Annotated in this window: 17 protein-coding genes and 1 tRNA gene; 4 read left to right on the top strand and 14 right to left on the bottom strand. The window is 61.8% G+C overall.

Annotated elements, in window-relative coordinates:
• Positions 1-46 precede the first annotated feature (46 nt).
• From flgH to F462_RS00670, 9 genes are all read right to left on the bottom strand, one after another.
• Positions 47-745: a flagellar basal body L-ring protein FlgH gene (gene flgH, locus F462_RS00710; RefSeq protein ID WP_038050831.1), complete on the bottom strand. Its 699-nt coding sequence runs from the start codon at positions 743-745 to the stop codon at positions 47-49.
• A gap of 4 nt (positions 746-749) precedes the next feature.
• Complete coding sequence (flgG, locus tag F462_RS00705; RefSeq protein WP_038050830.1) at positions 750-1,538, bottom strand: flagellar basal-body rod protein FlgG; 789 nt, start codon at positions 1,536-1,538, stop codon at positions 750-752.
• A gap of 35 nt (positions 1,539-1,573) precedes the next feature.
• Entirely contained in the window at positions 1,574-2,314 is a 741-nt protein-coding gene (gene flgF / locus F462_RS00700) for a flagellar basal-body rod protein FlgF (RefSeq protein ID WP_038050829.1), read from the bottom strand.
• Positions 2,315-2,346: 32 nt separating this feature from the next.
• Positions 2,347-3,579, bottom strand: a complete 1,233-nt coding sequence (gene flgE / locus F462_RS00695) for a flagellar hook protein FlgE (RefSeq protein WP_038050828.1) — start codon at positions 3,577-3,579, stop codon at positions 2,347-2,349.
• Positions 3,580-3,622: 43 nt separating this feature from the next.
• The gene (locus F462_RS00690; RefSeq protein WP_018140942.1) at positions 3,623-4,297 is read right to left on the bottom strand and encodes a flagellar hook assembly protein FlgD; all 675 of its coding nucleotides are present in this window, start codon (positions 4,295-4,297) and stop codon (positions 3,623-3,625) included.
• 11 nt (positions 4,298-4,308) lie between these two features.
• On the bottom strand, positions 4,309-4,728 hold the full coding sequence (flgC, locus tag F462_RS00685; RefSeq protein ID WP_018140941.1) for a flagellar basal body rod protein FlgC: 420 nt from the start codon (positions 4,726-4,728) through the stop codon (positions 4,309-4,311).
• Positions 4,729-4,755: 27 nt separating this feature from the next.
• Positions 4,756-5,163, bottom strand: a complete 408-nt coding sequence (gene flgB, locus F462_RS00680) for a flagellar basal body rod protein FlgB (protein WP_038050827.1) — start codon at positions 5,161-5,163, stop codon at positions 4,756-4,758.
• Positions 5,164-5,380: 217 nt separating this feature from the next.
• The gene (locus tag F462_RS00675; protein WP_038050824.1) at positions 5,381-6,196 is read right to left on the bottom strand and encodes a CheR family methyltransferase; all 816 of its coding nucleotides are present in this window, start codon (positions 6,194-6,196) and stop codon (positions 5,381-5,383) included.
• 229 nt (positions 6,197-6,425) lie between these two features.
• Positions 6,426-7,355, bottom strand: coding sequence for a chemotaxis protein CheV (locus F462_RS00670; RefSeq protein ID WP_038050821.1), 930 nt, complete (start codon positions 7,353-7,355; stop codon positions 6,426-6,428).
• Positions 7,356-7,621: 266 nt separating this feature from the next.
• Between F462_RS00670 and flgA the strand changes: the two genes are divergently transcribed.
• The 4 genes from flgA (at position 7,622) to F462_RS00650 (ending at position 10,071) form a co-directional block, all read left to right on the top strand.
• Entirely contained in the window at positions 7,622-8,353 is a 732-nt protein-coding gene (gene flgA, locus F462_RS00665; protein ID WP_038050818.1) for a flagellar basal body P-ring formation chaperone FlgA, read from the top strand.
• Between the two features lie 106 nt (positions 8,354-8,459).
• Entirely contained in the window at positions 8,460-8,765 is a 306-nt protein-coding gene (gene flgM, locus F462_RS00660; protein WP_038050815.1) for a flagellar biosynthesis anti-sigma factor FlgM, read from the top strand.
• Positions 8,766-8,785: 20 nt separating this feature from the next.
• Positions 8,786-9,271 (top strand): flagella synthesis protein FlgN, encoded by a 486-nt coding sequence (locus tag F462_RS00655; RefSeq protein WP_038050812.1) that lies wholly within the window; start codon positions 8,786-8,788, stop codon positions 9,269-9,271.
• Positions 9,272-9,354: 83 nt separating this feature from the next.
• The gene (locus F462_RS00650; RefSeq protein WP_038050810.1) at positions 9,355-10,071 is read left to right on the top strand and encodes a flagellar brake protein; all 717 of its coding nucleotides are present in this window, start codon (positions 9,355-9,357) and stop codon (positions 10,069-10,071) included.
• 144 nt (positions 10,072-10,215) lie between these two features.
• Here the strand turns inward: F462_RS00650 and F462_RS00645 are convergent.
• The 5 genes from F462_RS00645 to pheS all read right to left on the bottom strand — a co-directional run bounded on the left by F462_RS00645 (position 10,216) and on the right by pheS (position 14,767).
• Positions 10,216-10,292: transfer RNA gene (locus tag F462_RS00645), tRNA-Pro, on the bottom strand.
• A gap of 443 nt (positions 10,293-10,735) precedes the next feature.
• Positions 10,736-11,092 carry a MerR family transcriptional regulator gene (locus F462_RS00640; RefSeq protein ID WP_018140933.1) on the bottom strand — a complete coding sequence of 119 codons (357 nt, stop codon included), beginning with the start codon at positions 11,090-11,092 and terminating at the stop codon, positions 10,736-10,738.
• Positions 11,076-11,375, bottom strand: coding sequence for an integration host factor subunit alpha (locus F462_RS00635; RefSeq protein WP_018140932.1), 300 nt, complete (start codon positions 11,373-11,375; stop codon positions 11,076-11,078). Before F462_RS00635 ends, F462_RS00640 begins: the two co-directional genes overlap by 17 nt.
• 3 nt (positions 11,376-11,378) lie before the next feature.
• Positions 11,379-13,739: a phenylalanine--tRNA ligase subunit beta gene (pheT, locus tag F462_RS00630; RefSeq protein ID WP_038050809.1), complete on the bottom strand. Its 2,361-nt coding sequence runs from the start codon at positions 13,737-13,739 to the stop codon at positions 11,379-11,381.
• Positions 13,739-14,767, bottom strand: a complete 1,029-nt coding sequence (gene pheS, locus F462_RS00625) for a phenylalanine--tRNA ligase subunit alpha (RefSeq protein WP_018140930.1) — start codon at positions 14,765-14,767, stop codon at positions 13,739-13,741. Before pheS ends, pheT begins: the two co-directional genes overlap by 1 nt.
• Positions 14,768-14,939: the final 172 nt, after the last annotated feature.

Below are 14,939 nucleotides of genomic sequence, written 5' to 3'. Positions count from 1 at the left end.
TCATGGGTGTCGTGTCCATGTCGTACCTCACCGCGGTCATACCGGGTCAGAAGGGCCAGATCGGGCTGTTGAAGAACCGAGTGATCCAGCCAGGCGTGTTGCTGTCCGCCAGGACACCGGAGCCGCCGTAGTACACACGGGCATTGGCCACCTGGGTCGAAAGGACGGTGTTGTTGGTCGTCACGTCCACCGGGCGCACGATGCCACGAAAGCGCACGTACTCCTCGCCCTGGTTAATGCCCAACCACTTTTCGCCCTGGACCACCAGATTCCCGTTCGCCAATACCTCGGCGACGGTCACGGTGATCTCGCCATCGAGCTGGTTGCTCTGCGAGGAATCCCCAGAGCCGTCGAAATCCCGCGAGCTGGTATTGCTGGCGCCGAACAGTGGGCGCCCCTGGAAGGTGGCATCGCGCCCGAAGGCGGACAGATTGCCAACGTCGAGGTTCGAATCCTTGCTGGTGGACGTAGACGCCGACTTCTGGGCATTGGTGCTCTCGGCCAGGATCACCGTGAGGATGTCCCCCACGTTGCGAGCCTTGTAATCCTCGAACAGTCCCTGGGAATGCGCCGCCTGATAGATGCCGCCATTGTTCTGCGACTGCGGCACAGGTTGCGCCGGCATCACCGGCTGATAATCCGGATTGTCGTCCGGCTTGGTCGTATGCGTCGCCGCACAGCCTGACAACAGGAGCGCGGCAGCAACGGCCAGACCGGGTCGAAGAAGGTGTCCGAGGCGGGTCATGGCATCACCCAATCGTCTGATTGACGAACTGCAACGACTGGTCAGCCGCCGAAATCGCCTTGGAGTTGACCTCGTAGGCGCGCTGGGTCTCGATCATGTTCACCAGTTCCTCGGCGATGTTCACGTTCGATGTCTCCAGCGAACCCTGTACCACCGTGCCGGTGCCATTCAGGCCCGGCAGGGATTGCTGCGCCACACCCGAAGCCGCAGTCTCACGGAAGAGGTTCTCGCCCACCGCCTGCAGACCGGCCGGGTTCACGAAGTCGGCCAGCTGGATATTGCCCAGCTCCACCGGCTCAGCCTGACCCGGAATCTGCGCGCTCACCGTGCCGTCCTTACCAATCGACAGGGACTGAGTGTCCTCCGGCACGAACAGGCCCGGCTGCAACGGATAACCATTGGACATCACGACCTGACCATCGGAATTCAGCTGGAAGCTGCCGTCACGGGTGTAGCCGACGTTCCCGTCCGGTAGCAGGACCTGAAAGAACCCGCGACCTTCAATGGCGACATCCAGCGAGTTGTCCGTCTGCTGCAGATTGCCCTGCTGGAACATTTTCTCGGTGGACACGGCGCGCACCCCGGTCCCGATCTGCAGGCCCGAGGGCAGCTGCTGATCCTGGGTGGCCTGGGCGCCAGGCTGGCGCACGGTTTGATAGATCAGGTCCTCGAATACCGCCCGGTCCTTCTTGAAGCCGGTGGTATTGACGTTGGCCAGGTTGTTCGAGACCGTCGACATGCGCGTGTGCTGCGCGTCGAGGCCGGTCTTGGCGATCCACAGTGCCTGGTTCATGGTGTTCTCCTGTCAGTCCTGCAAAGTGACCGCTGCTAGCCGAGGCCGAGCAAGCGGTTGCTGCTTTGTTCCAGCGTGTTGGCACTGTCCATCATCTTCACCTGCATCTCGAAATGACGGGACAGCTCGATCATTCGGGTCAGGGCCTCTACGGTGTTGACATTGCTGCCTTCCAGCATCCCGGAGACCAGGCGCACCTCGGCATCCGCCGGAGCCTCCCCGCCTTCCGCGAGACGGAACAAGCCGTCGTCACCCCTCTGCAACGCGTCGGTGTCCGGGTTGACCAGCCGGATGCGCTCCACTGCGGCCAGGGCTTCTGGCCCCACGCCCAGCGGCCGCACGCTGATCGTCCCGTCGGTACCGACCTCGATCTTTTCCGACGGTGGGATGGCAATCGGGCCGCCATCACCCAACACCTGGTGGCCCTGCGCGGTACGCAGCAGGCCGAAAGCATCCACGTGCAGGGAGCCGGCTCGGGTGTAGCCTTCTTCCCCGTCCGGACCCTGCACGGCGATAAAGCCCTCGCCCTCGATGGCGATGTCCAGATCACGTCCGGTGCTCTGCATCTTGCCTTTACTGAAGTCCACGCCTTCATTGCCAACCTGGGTGTAGTCACGCGAGGCATATCCGGGACCACGTACCGGTACGGTGTCCGCCGTGGCCAGGGCCTGGCGAAAGCCGTCGGTATTGGCGTTCGCCAGGTTGTGGTTGTTGATGGCCTGTGCGTGCATCGTCTCTTTCGCACCGGACATCGCGATGTACAGGAACCGATCCATGCTCAAGCCCTCTTCAGCGTCTCATCCGCTACTTAACGAATGTTGATGATCGTCTGGGTGACCTGATCGGCCGTGGAGATCGTCTGCGCATTCGCCTGGAAGTTGCGCTGCGCGGTGATTAGCTTCACCAGCTCCTGGGCAATATCCACATTCGAGGCTTCCAGCGCGCCCGCCTGGATGGTCCCAAGATTCCCGGTGCCGGGGGCCGCGAACACCGGCTCCCCGGCCGCGAAGGTTTCAGCCCAATTGTTGTCCCCAAGCTGTTCCAGGCCTTGTGGATTGGTAAAGTTGGCCATCGCGACCTGCCCCAGGACGGTTGACTGCCCATTGGTGAAGCGTGCAAATACGACACCGGAATCATCGATATCCACACCGGTCAGACGCCCCGAAGCAAAGCCGTCCTGGCCGAGGTCATTGACGGAAAAATCGCCGCCGTACTGGGTCGTACCGGCAAAGTCCATCTCGAAGACCAGCTCTTCCGCACCATTGCCAAAGGTCCCCGCCGGAACGGTCACCTCTGCGGGGTCTGGAACGACCGTATCGAGCGCCCCACTGCCATCGAATGTCAGATCGAAGGCGTTATAGGCCTCACCGTCGACAGCCACATGAGCGGTCCATTCGAGGTCATCCGCACCCTTCACGAAGTAGATGCTAGCGTCGCGGGACGTGCCCAGGGAGTCGTACACCGTCAACGACGTCGAGAAGTTGTACGTGTCCGGGTCACCCAGGTCGAACGGTGTGACGGGCGGCTCCTCCGCATCGGACTGCAGGTTAAGAAGGGCTTCAACCGACGTCGTCGCCCTCGGAGGCGCCGCCCCCGTTTGCAGCCGAATATCCTCCAGCTGGCCGGTGTTGAAATTTGGATCTGAAGAATTGGCATCCTGCGGTGGGTAACCCTGCAGCTGCTGGCCCTGACTATTCTCCAGGAACCCATCACGGCTGACTTGGAATGCACCCGCCCGGGTATAGGCCCTGGTGCCCTGATCGTTAAGGACGAAGAATCCTTCGCCTTGGATCGCCAGATCCAGGCCGTTCTCGGTGAACTCGGTCCGACCCTGAGAGAACTGCTGGGTCACGGCGTGCAGGCGCGTACCGGAACCGATGGCCGTCTGGCTGATGCCACCGAAGCTCTGGGCAAACACATCACCGAACTCCGCACGCGAACGCTTAAAGCCCGTAGTTCCAGAGTTGGAGACGTTATTACCGGTGGTCTGCAGGTCGGCCTGGGCCGCGTTAAGACCGCTCAATCCGATATTGAAAGGCATAGGGTGTTTCCTCCGTTAGGGTTCGCTCGTCGCGGGCCCGGCGTCAGCCGCCAATCCGCCGTACATCCGAAAAACTGATTTCGCCAAGGCCCTGCACGGTCAGTGCAAGCCCCGAATCGCCACCTACCGCGACGCTTTCCACCCGAGCATCCAGAAAGGTATCCACGGATTCGGTCTGAGTGCCGGAACGAGCCGAGGCCTTGAATTCGTACACGCCGGGTGGGGCGAACGTGCCGTCGTCGCGCATCCCGTCCCAGCTGAACTCCCGAAGACCACTACCCGCAGCACCCAGGTTCATCCGGCGTATGCGCTCGCCGTTCGGGCTGTACACATCGATTTGCAACTCATCCGTTGAGCGCTCGAGGTCTACTGCGCCATTGATCATCCCGTCCGGGCCCAGCTCGCCGAACTCCACCGGAACCAGCACGTCCTTACCCACCAGCGAAGCCGCCTGCAACGTCTGGTTCTGCCCCAGCGACTGCGCCAGCTTTTCAAAGGACTTCGACAACTGCTCAATACCGGTCACCGTCGAGAACTGGGCCATCTGGCCAAGAAAGTCACCGTTGTCCATCGGGTCCATCGGATCCTGGTTCTCAAGCTGAGTGGTCATCAGCTTTAGGAAGTCCGATTGGCCCAAACGGTCCATCTCGCCTTCCGGCTTCTTGTCAGGGCGCGACAGGCCAAGACGATCCAGGAGTTCAGGGGATATCTGTGTCATGTGGAGTTCCTCTAGCCTTGACCGATCTGCAATGTGCGCTGGAGCAGCTGACGCGAGGTTTCCATCACCTCGACGTTCGCCTCGTAGTTGCGCGAGGCGGACATCATGTTGGCCATCTCCTCCACCACGCTGATCGCCGGGCGGAAGATGTAGCCCTCCTCGTTCGCCTGCGGGTGGTGCGGCTCGTAGTGGGCATGCGGGGCCGCCTGCGATTCGGTAACACCGGCGACACGCACCGAGGTTGCAGAACCGTTCGGGTTGGCCTGATCCATCACGCTTTGAAACAACACCTGCTTGGCGCGGTAGGCCTCGTCCGGATTCGTGGCCGCCGTGTTGGCGTTGGCCAGGTTCGAGGCCACGGTGTTCAGGCGCACGGATTGCGCCGACAACGCCGAGGCCGAGGTATTGAAAAGACTGAAGAGGTTGCTCACGACATCGATCTCCCGATCAGGTCGGCGTTAGCGATCGCCCCGCAGGGCTTCGCGGATGCCAGAGACCCGGCGATTTAGGAATTCCAGACTGCTTTGGTACTGCACGGCGTTCTCCGCAAAGGCGGCCCGCTCCATCTGCGGGTCCACGGTGTTGCCGTCCAGGGATGCCTGCGAAGGCACTCGGTAAAGCGCCTCAGCCTGTCCGTTCATAGCGCCTGCATTGGGGTCGAGATGTGCCGCCTGGCTGCGAACCATGGGCAAGGCGTTGCCGCTCCCGGCCGCGGACTCCAGCACCGAGCGAAAGTCGACATCCCGCGCCTTGTAGTTAGGGGTGTCCGCATTGGCGATGTTGGAAGCCAGCAATTCCATGCGTTGCGCACGCACGTTGATCGCCTGCGGCAAAATCCCCATCGCCTTGTCCAGTGAGAGACTCATCTGCTTCCGTCCTGCCCGCCGTTGGCGGCCCTCGCATCGAAACGGAGACGCAACCATTGCGCTCCCTTGTATGGAGGCAGATGCAAGGCCTATGCCATCGGAGGGGAACAAACGTCAGGTACAAGGAGGAGGCGGAGAGGGCCAGCCATTCAGTCCCTCACCCGGAGCCCGCATTGCACGGGCCTTTTGGTCACAACAGCCCGGTATCAGAGATCGATCAGGACTTCACCCGCAGGACCGAGCCATACTCGGTCCGCACCGTCTCGAAAGACTGCGTATAGGGGCCCGCCGTCTCGGAAGCGCCAAGAAACAGATAGCCACCTGGGTTCATTTGCCGGGCAATACCGTCAAGAACCTGTCGCTTGGTCTCGCCGGAGAAGTAGATCAGCACGTTCCGACAGAACACCAGGTCGAACTTGCCTAGCGCCGCATAGCTATCGATCAGGTTGAGCTTCTGGAAGCGACAACGGCGCTGGACCTCCGGGATGACCTTGTGCCCGTCCGCAACCGTTTCGAAAAAGCGGGCTCGACGACTCTCACTCAAGCCACGCACAATGCTCAGTCCGTCATAAATGGCGCGCCGAGCGTCTTCGACAATCTTCTCGGAAAGATCGGTTCCCAGAATCGAAACAGGCACCTTGCGGCTTGGACGGGACTCCTCCCACTCCGAGACCACCATGGAGATGCTGTAGGCCTCCTGGCCACTGGAACACCCCGATGACCAGACCTTGTTACTGCTGTTCTTGGCAGCGAGTTCAGGCAACAACACATGGCGAAGGATCTCGAACGGAAAACCATCACGAAACCAGGAAGTCTCGTTCGTCGTCATCGCGTCGATCACACGCGTCCGCAGGCGCGGATTCGGCGCCTGGCGCATCGCATGCAACAGTTCAGGAACGCTCTTGAAACTAAACTCGTCGAGCAGGCGCGACAAGCGGCTGGACACTAGGTATTGCCGGCTATCGCCCAGCACCAGACCGCAGCAATCCTGCAGGAAACGCGCGAACTCCTCGTAGTCGCGGGAATCAATCACCCGTTCATCCCTGAGCGCAGTCCATGATGATTGAGCATCCTGATGACGAATCCTTGACAGGGCCGCCCGGCTCCACGGTCCGGGTCAAAATCACTAAGCAGGTTCCAGTATACGGTTTCCAGCACTCGGCACGACAGGATCCAAGCCCGTAACGCTGCGTGCGCACCGATCCGGCCATTCAGCACCGCTCCTGCATCGCCACCCGGCAAGCGACTGCCGCTTCGCCGTGTCACTGACCATCACGCCCGGTCTGATCCAGTACCGCGCTCGCCAGTTCGTCCGGGTTGAACTTGGACAAGAAGGCGTCGGCACCCGCACGCTTGACCATGTCGGTGTTAAATTCGCCACTAAGCGAGGAATGCAGCAGCACCTTCAGATCCTTAAGCCCGGCATGATCCCGGATGCGGGCAGTAAGGGTATAGCCGTCCATCCGCGGCATCTCGATATCCGAGATCACCAGCTCGATCTGTTCTCTGATCGGACCTTCCTCGGCCTTCTGCTCCAGAAACTCCAGCGCTTCCTGGCCATCCTTGAAGACCACGTATTCAAAGCCCAAGCCCCTGATCGCGCTTTCGATCTGCTTGCGGGCCACCACCGAGTCATCGACGATTAACACCTTCCGCCCCTCTGGTGACACAGCTTCTTGCCGAATGGATTCGGAGACCTCGGTTGGCAATGGATTCACGATGGAAAGCACCCTTTCGACATCGATGATCTCTACCAGCTTGTTGTTGATCTCGGTCACCGCGACCAAGAAGGATTCGCGCCCGGTACCACGCGGGGGTGATTTCACATCCTGCCAGTTCACGTTGACAATCCGATCCACCGCCGATACCCAAAAGCCCTGCACAGAGCGGTTAAATTCGGTGACCACCACCTTCTGGGAGTCGCTTTCACTCGTACCCGCGGCGCTTCGCAGGCCCATGGAGAGGGCCAGGTCGATAATTGGAACCGTACCGCCGCGCAGGGTCGCCACGCCCCGCACTACGCTCATCGAACCCGGGATCTGGCGCAGGGGCGGCGAAGGGATGACCTCGCGCACCTTGAACACGTTGATCCCAAATGTCTGGGATCCGCCCAGGTGGAATAGCAGCAGCTCCATCCGGTTCTGCCCGACCAACTGTGTTCGTTGATTCACATCGTCAATGAATTGACTCATGGTGCCGCTCTCCTTGTACCGAATACCCTGCGCTCGGGCCGGTATCTATGCCCGAGTTTGCACTGCGCGCCCCCGGCCTGTCATTCATACTGGCGCGCAGGCCCCGCCTTGCGCCGTCTCCTCGGGATAACGGCGGCTGTGGCCCGGGCTTAAACCGAACCCCAATTTCTTCCTGGCATTAATCGTGCATACCTCTTGCCATGCCAGAGGCATTGTGCCCCCGGACAAGACGTCGCACCTCCGCCCTGGGCGGACAGGAAACGAAAATGGCACTGTGGCCAACCTATAACCACCGAATCAGGCCCCCCCGCTGGCTGGGCCTGATCGCTATTCTGATATTGCCAAGCGCCGCAGGCGCCGCGGAGATCCATCCCGTCGGAGAGATTCGCCAAGCCGCCGAGCAATTCCTGTTACAAGAGCTAAACGCCTCGGCCGCGAACGACATCAACATCGAGATCGGCCAGCTCGACAACCGCTTGCGTTTGGCCTATTGCCACGATGGACTGAACGCTCGATTCCCACCCGGCGGGCGAAGTGATGGCAATACCGCGGTCCATCTCCAATGCGCGGGCCCGGTGACCTGGCAGCTGTACGTCCCGGCCACGGTTGAGCGCTACGCCGAAGTGTTGGTAGCCAGCCGCAACTTGCCGCGTCAGCACACACTCACGAACGGGGATCTCCGCTATCAGCGGATCGAGACGTCGCGGCACGCCGGCAGTTATCATGAAGACAAATCCGACCTGGTCGGCCAACAAACCCGCCGCAGCATACGACCGGGACAAATCATTGGCACCCAGCATGTCACCCAGCGCGAAATCGTGAGCCGCGGTCAGCGGGTGACGATTCTGGCCGAGAACGGCTCGATCGCCATCCGCATGCAAGGGGAAGCGCTGGAGAACGGTACCCTGGGGGATCGCATTCGGGTCAAGAATGCCTCTTCAGGGCGCATCGTAGAGGGCGAGATCATGCCTTCCGGGCATGTCCGGGTCGCGCTTTAAACACCGGTTTGTGAAGACGGTTACAAAACCGGTCGCGCTCGGGCTACAGTTTCAGTCATCCCGGCCGTAAACAATTGCAGCACAGTTACAACGACAGGACGGCACAATGGATATCAAGGGCCTCAATTCGAACAGTCTGCGCCCCGACAGCCAAAGCTCCACGGTTAAAGGACGCGAAGACACCGGAAACAGCGCCCAGGGCCCCAGCAATGCCCCTGCGGCCGGTGACGACTCGCTTACATTGACCGGCACCGCCCAGGCCATGAGCTCGGCCTCCAGCGCCGGGGAAAACGCTCCGTTCGACGCGGCACGGGTTGCCGAATTGCGCGAGGCGATCTCCAATGGCAACTACCCCATGGACAACGAACAGCTGGCCGATCGCATGATTGACCTCGAACGCCTGCTGCGCTGATCCGACGCCAGGACCCCACCATGAAAACCGACACGCGCCACCGTCTGCAACGCTCCCTGGAAACCTCAATCCGGCTTGCCCATCAGCTGGAGGAGGCGTTGATCCAGGAAACCCGTGCGGTCCAGGCCCGCACGCCCGAGACGTTGCAGGACGTGGTCGCCAGCAAGCAGGGCCTGCTACAGGAACTCGAGACCGAAACGCGGCAACAGCGCGAGATCGCCGAAGCCGAACACGAGTCCTTTACACCCGAGGGCATGGCGCGCCTGCTGGCCCGGCTCGAGGATGGTGCAGTGCTAAACGACCACTGGCAGGCCCTGCGTCAGTCCATCGAACGCTGCAATACCCTGAACCACGGAAATGCCCGCCTGATCGAGCGCGACCGCCAGCGTGTTGAGCTTTCGATGCAAATCCTGCGTGGGGAAGAAATCGGCCCTGCCGCGACCTACGACCCCTACGGTCGAACGCGTCCCAATAGCCGCGGCGGGCGGCGAATTACTCAAGCCTGACGCATCTTTTTCGCCGCGGTACTGGCATTTCCGAACATCCACCAGTACCTTGCGTCCTCACACTTTATTAACTCCACGGACGCATGGACGAAACCGACTACACGGTCGACAAACCCGACCGGATCGCCGGCATCCTGAAGGATCTGGATAACAAACTCACGATGGTCAGCGTTCGCCTGGACGCCGACGGCCCGCTATACACATCTGCCCTGATCCGACTCGACCCCAAAGCCAAAGAACTCTTTCTTGACGAGCTGAACCCGCCTCGTGCCCATCAGCACGTGAAGAGCGGCATGAGCCTGCGCGTCTTTGCCGCCTTGCGCGGAGTCGCCGTGCGCTTCACGACGCCGGTCACCCGCATTGAGCACGAAGAAGACGGGGCTCTCTATGCCTGCCCCTACCCAGATACACTCCAGCATTTGCAACGCCGCGAGACCTTCCGGGTCCACATCCCCATGTCCCAGCGGCCGCAGGTCGAGCTGCGTGCAAAGGACTGGAAGGATCCAGTCATCGGCGATCTCGTCGATCTCTCCGGCCAGGGTATGTGCATCGAACTTCCCACCACGATCCTGGATACCCTCGAGACCGGCGAGGCCCTTGCCTTCGCGAACCTGTTGCTTCCCGATGTGAGTGAACGACTTTCCGGCGACCTGCGCCTGGCCAATCGCCGGAACAGCACCCGAGACGGCCACGAGTACGCCGGTTTCGAGATCGTAGGGATGACACAGTGGTTGGAGAGACAAACCAACATCGCCCTGCTGCACTATCAGCGCGAGGCACGCCGCCGCTCCATGGAGTGAGAGACGCGTCACTCACCACCAGAATGGCCCCGCGTTGAAGCCACCGTTGCCGTGGGACGCGAATCAATCGAGCCTATGGTACCGAACCAATCCCCGGACACAAAAAAGCCGGATCGACCAAGCGGCGGATCCGGCATTATTTTTTGGTCGGGACGGCAGGATTTGAACCTGCGACCCTCTGCACCCCATGCAGATGCGCTACCAGGCTGCGCCACGCCCCGAAGCTGCGAATCATAGCGGATTCCCGCCCCTCACGAAAGCGCCAATCGCCCCCATAGCGAAGTTATCGGCCTATGAGGCAATCATGCCGATAGGCATCATGCGCTCGGTGTTTGTTTCACCACAGAGAGCACAGAGTACACGGAGAAATGCGCCAAGGAGACGCTGATTGAATCGTACGTCCGCGTTGGCGCCCCCTGTTTTCCGAGACAAGGCGCGTCGTGCAGCGGGTAGGGGTTCTACCCGCCCGTTTCTGATGGATAGTGAATTCAAAGAAGAAGTGAGCCTTACTGGCGCGGAACCAGCCCGTGCGTGAAGGCGCTCGGCTAAAGAAAATACCGACATGCAGGGCATTCATCCGCGATCACACCCTAACGGCTTCCCCGTGAACTCCGTGCCCTCTGTGGTTCAAAAAATCCTTTCCAAACGCGGACAGGAGCGAGCGTCAGGCGCGCAGCACCCGCAATACGGATTCGAGTTCAGAGATTGTGTCCTGGATGATTTGCTGGGCCTGCTGGCGATCGCCCTTGGCCTCATCACCGGAGAGCTTCTGCCGCGCACCGTTGATGGTGTAGCCCTCCTCGTAGAGCAGCGCCCGAATCTGACGGATCAGGATCACGTCCTGACGCTGGTAGTAGCGTCGGTTGCCGCGGCGCTTGACCGGCTCCAGCATCGGGAACTCCTGTTCCCAGTAACGCAGAACATGCGGCTTGACCTGACACAGCTCCGCGACTTCGCCGATCGTGAAGTAGCGCTTACCCGGGATCGCCGGGAGTTCCTGGTGGTTACTCGCCTCCAGCATAGCTCTCTACCCGTTCACGCAGCTTTTGTCCCGGCCGGAAGGTCACCACGCGGCGTGCAGAGACCGGGATCTCTTCGCCCGTCTTGGGATTGCGTCCAGGCCGTTGGTTCTTGTCGCGCAGAATAAAGTTGCCAAAGCCGGAAAGTTTGACACCCTCGCCGGTCTCCAGCGACTGACGCATCTCCTCAAAGAACATCTCGACGAATTCCTTCGCCTCACGCTTGTTGAGACCCAATTCCTCGTTAAGCGCGGCGGCGAGGTCCGCCTTGGTTACAGCTGCCATCGGCTATTGTCTCAAGGTTGCGTTGAACTGAGCCTGGAGATGCTGCACCACCGAATCAGTGACGCCAGCCACATCCTGTTCGCCTAGGGTGCGATCAAAAGCCCGTAAAATCAAGCCCAAAGCCAGGCTCTTTTCGTCCGGATTCAAGCCCTTGCCCTGGTACACGTCGAACAGGCGCACATCCTGCAGGAGTTCCAGGTCCAGTTCGTCGATGGCGGCTAGCACATCCCCAGCAGCTACCGTGTCGGCCACAACCAGCGCCAGGTCACGGCGGATCGACGGATAGGCCGACAAAGGCGTGAACTGGGCCACTGGTGCGTGTATTACGGCCGCAGCATCCAGATCGAACAGAAAGACCGGCTCGACATCGAAGCGCTCGCAGAGCGCTGGATGCAAGCGCCCCACCCAGCCGACTGCCGCGCCGTCGACCAGCACGCGGGCCGACTGGCCATCATGCAGGGCCGGGTGCCGCTCCATCCGGAAGCCCAGCGTCCCGTCCACGCGTTTGCACAGCCCTTCGACCACTCCCTTGGCATCGAAGAAGTCCAGACGACGGGCCTCACCCTCCCAGTTCTCCAGGGACGCCCGCCCCCCGAGCAGACCCGCCAGTCGTGGCTCCTGGCGCAGCCCGGATGCATCCGGAACAAAACGCAGGCCGTGTTCGAACAAACGCAGATCCGACTGTTGCCGCGCCTGGTTGTACGCGGCGGTGGTCACGAGCCCCGGCCACAACCCTGGACGCATCACCGCCAGGTCCGACGAGATCGGGTTGGCCAGTGCCAAGGGCTCCACATCCGGATAGAAGGCGCTCGCGGCTTCGCGGGCGATGAAGCTGAAACTGATCACCTCGTGGAAACCTTGGCGGGAAAGCCCTGTGCGCAGTGACCGCAACCCGGTCGCCGGCAAGGCGGGCGCCACCGGCTTGGGTAGGGTCTGCGGCAAGGCGTCGTAGCCGTGCACCCGTGCCAGTTCTTCGACCAGGTCCTCTTCGCGTTCCAGATCAAAACGCGCACGTGGCGCATGAACGGTCCAACCGTCCGCTGCACGCTCAACACGACAATCGAGTGCCTGCAGGATGCGCTCGACCTCAGGCGCTTCCAGGCTTACACCCAGCAAGCGCTGAATACGTTCCGAGCGCAAGCCGATCGCCTGCTCCCCATGGGTGGCTGGTGATTCCCCCACCTGCGCGACCGGGCCGCAGCGTCCGCCGCAAATTTCCAGCAGCAACTGCGTCGCGCGCGCCATGGCCTGCGCAACCAGCGTTGGATCCACGCCCCGCTCGAAACGATGGGAGGCGTCCGTATGCAGGCCATGGGCGCGCGCCCGGCCGGCCAAGGCCCGCGGTGCGAAATGCGCACACTCCAAGACCACCCGCGTGGTGGTGTCGCTGACAGCGCTGTCCGCTCCGCCCATCACCCCGGCCAGCGCCAGGGGTCGTTCGGCACCTGCAATCACCAGGTCCTGCGGCGAAAGCTTGACTGTTTGATCGCCACCCAGAAGCGTAAGGGACTCCCCTTCCTTAGCCCAGCGAACCTGGATTTGGTCTCCAATGCGGTCGGCATCAAAGGCATGCAAGGGCTGCCCGAGTTCCAGCATGACGTAATTGGTTACGTCCACGATGGCGCTGAGCGGGCGCACCCCAGCACGGCGAAGACGCTCCGTCATCCACAACGGTGTTGCCGCCTTGGCATCGAGTCCCTCAAAGACCCGTGCGCCATACAACGGGCAAGCCGCCGCGTCCCCGGATTCCACCGCGATACGGGCCCCCAGGCTTACCTTCGGCTCGGGCCACTCCGGGGCATGAAGTGCACGATCCAAGAGCGCCGAACACTCGCGAGCAATCCCGCGCATTCCAAGGCAGTCCGCCCGGTTCGGCGTCAAGTCGACCTCAAGGATAGTGTCATCCAGGCCCAGGGCTTCGCGCAGGTCGACACCAGCCTCCAAACCCTCCGGCAAGGCCATCAGGCCCGCGGCATCCTCGGCAAGCCCGAGCTCGCGGGCGGAACAGAGCATCCCTTCGGATGCCACACCCCGCAGCTTGGAGCGCTTGATACGGAAATCACCGGGTAGCACGGCACCAATCACCGCGACCGGCGCCCGCATCCCCTGGTGGACGTTCGGCGCACCACAGACGATGGTCAATGGCTCCGCCTCGCCCGCTTCCACACGGCATACGCGCAGACGGTCCGCGTCCGGGTGCGGCTCGACCGCCACCACATGCCCGACCCGGACGCCACTGAACGCCGGTGCCGCCGGCTCCAACGCATCCAGCTCGAGCCCGGCCATGGTGAGGCGATGACCCAGCGCTTCCGGGGTTTCGTCGATCTGCAGCCATTCCTGCAGCCACTGCACACTGATACGCATTAGCCTGTCTGCCCGAATTGCCCGATGAACCGGATATCGTTGTCGAAGAACAGCCGAAGGTCGTTCACCCCATGGCGCAGCATCGCCATGCGCTCGACCCCCAGGCCAAAGGCAAAGCCGGTGTACTGCTCGGCGTCAATTCCCACATGCCCCAGCACGTTCGGGTGCACCATCCCGCAGCCCATCACCTCCAGCCAGCCGGTATGGCTGCACACCCGGCAGCCCTCCCCGCCACAATGCACACACTGGATGTCCACCTCGGCCGATGGCTCAGTGAACGGGAAGTACGACGGCCGAAAGCGTGTGGCGAGATCGTCGCGATCGAAGAACGCCTGCAGGAACGCACTCAGCACCCCCCGCAGATCCGCAAACGTAATGTCGGTGTCCACGCACAGCCCTTCCACCTGGTGGAACATCGGGCTATGGGTCAGGTCCGAATCGCAGCGATAGACACGCCCTGGCGCAATCACGCGCAACGGCGGCCGCTGTTGTTCCATGGTGCGGATTTGTACCGGCGAGGTATGGGTCCGCAGCACGCGATGGGCATCAAAATAAAAGGTGTCGTGCATCGCGCGCGCAGGGTGATGCTCGGGAATATTCAGGGCCTCGAAGTTGTGAAAGTCGTCCTCCACCTCCGGGCCTTCCGCCACCTGAAAGCCCAGGCCACCGAAGAAGGCCTCAATCCGCTCGAGGGTCTGGGTAATGGGATGCAAGGCCCCATCGGCCAGACGGCGCCCCGGCAGGGTCACATCGACTTTCTCGCCCGCCAGTTGCTCCGCCAGTGCGCTCTGAGCCAGCGCTTCCTTGCGCGCCTCGATCAACCCGGCCACCTCGGTCTTGGCCTCATTCACCTTTTGGCCCGCCGCCGGCCGCTCCTCCGCCGGAAGCTTGCCCAACTCCTTGAGCTGAGCCGTGAGCGCACCCTTCTTGCCGAGGTAGTGCACCCGGACCTCGTCCAGCGCCTTCAGATCCGTGGCCCCTTCGATGCGTTCCCGCGCCTCGGCGACCAGCTGTTGCAGTTGTTCCACGTCTTCCCCCGACTGGTACGGGCCTCCCCGGCCCCATATTCGCCTGCAAGGCAGCGGTCCGTATTTCAGGGACTGCTGCCTTGCAGGCGCCTTTTTCGTCGATCCCGAAACAAAAAAGGGAGGGCATTGACCCTCCCTTCTCGGGACCCGCCGGCGTACCGCCGACGGGCAG

The sequence above is a fragment of the Thioalkalivibrio sp. ALJ1 genome, from assembly GCF_000745395.1.
Taxonomy (GTDB): domain Bacteria; phylum Pseudomonadota; class Gammaproteobacteria; order Ectothiorhodospirales; family Ectothiorhodospiraceae; genus Thioalkalivibrio.
The sequence above is the reverse complement of the archived record's forward strand: the minus strand, read 5'-3'. Positions and strand labels throughout refer to the sequence as shown.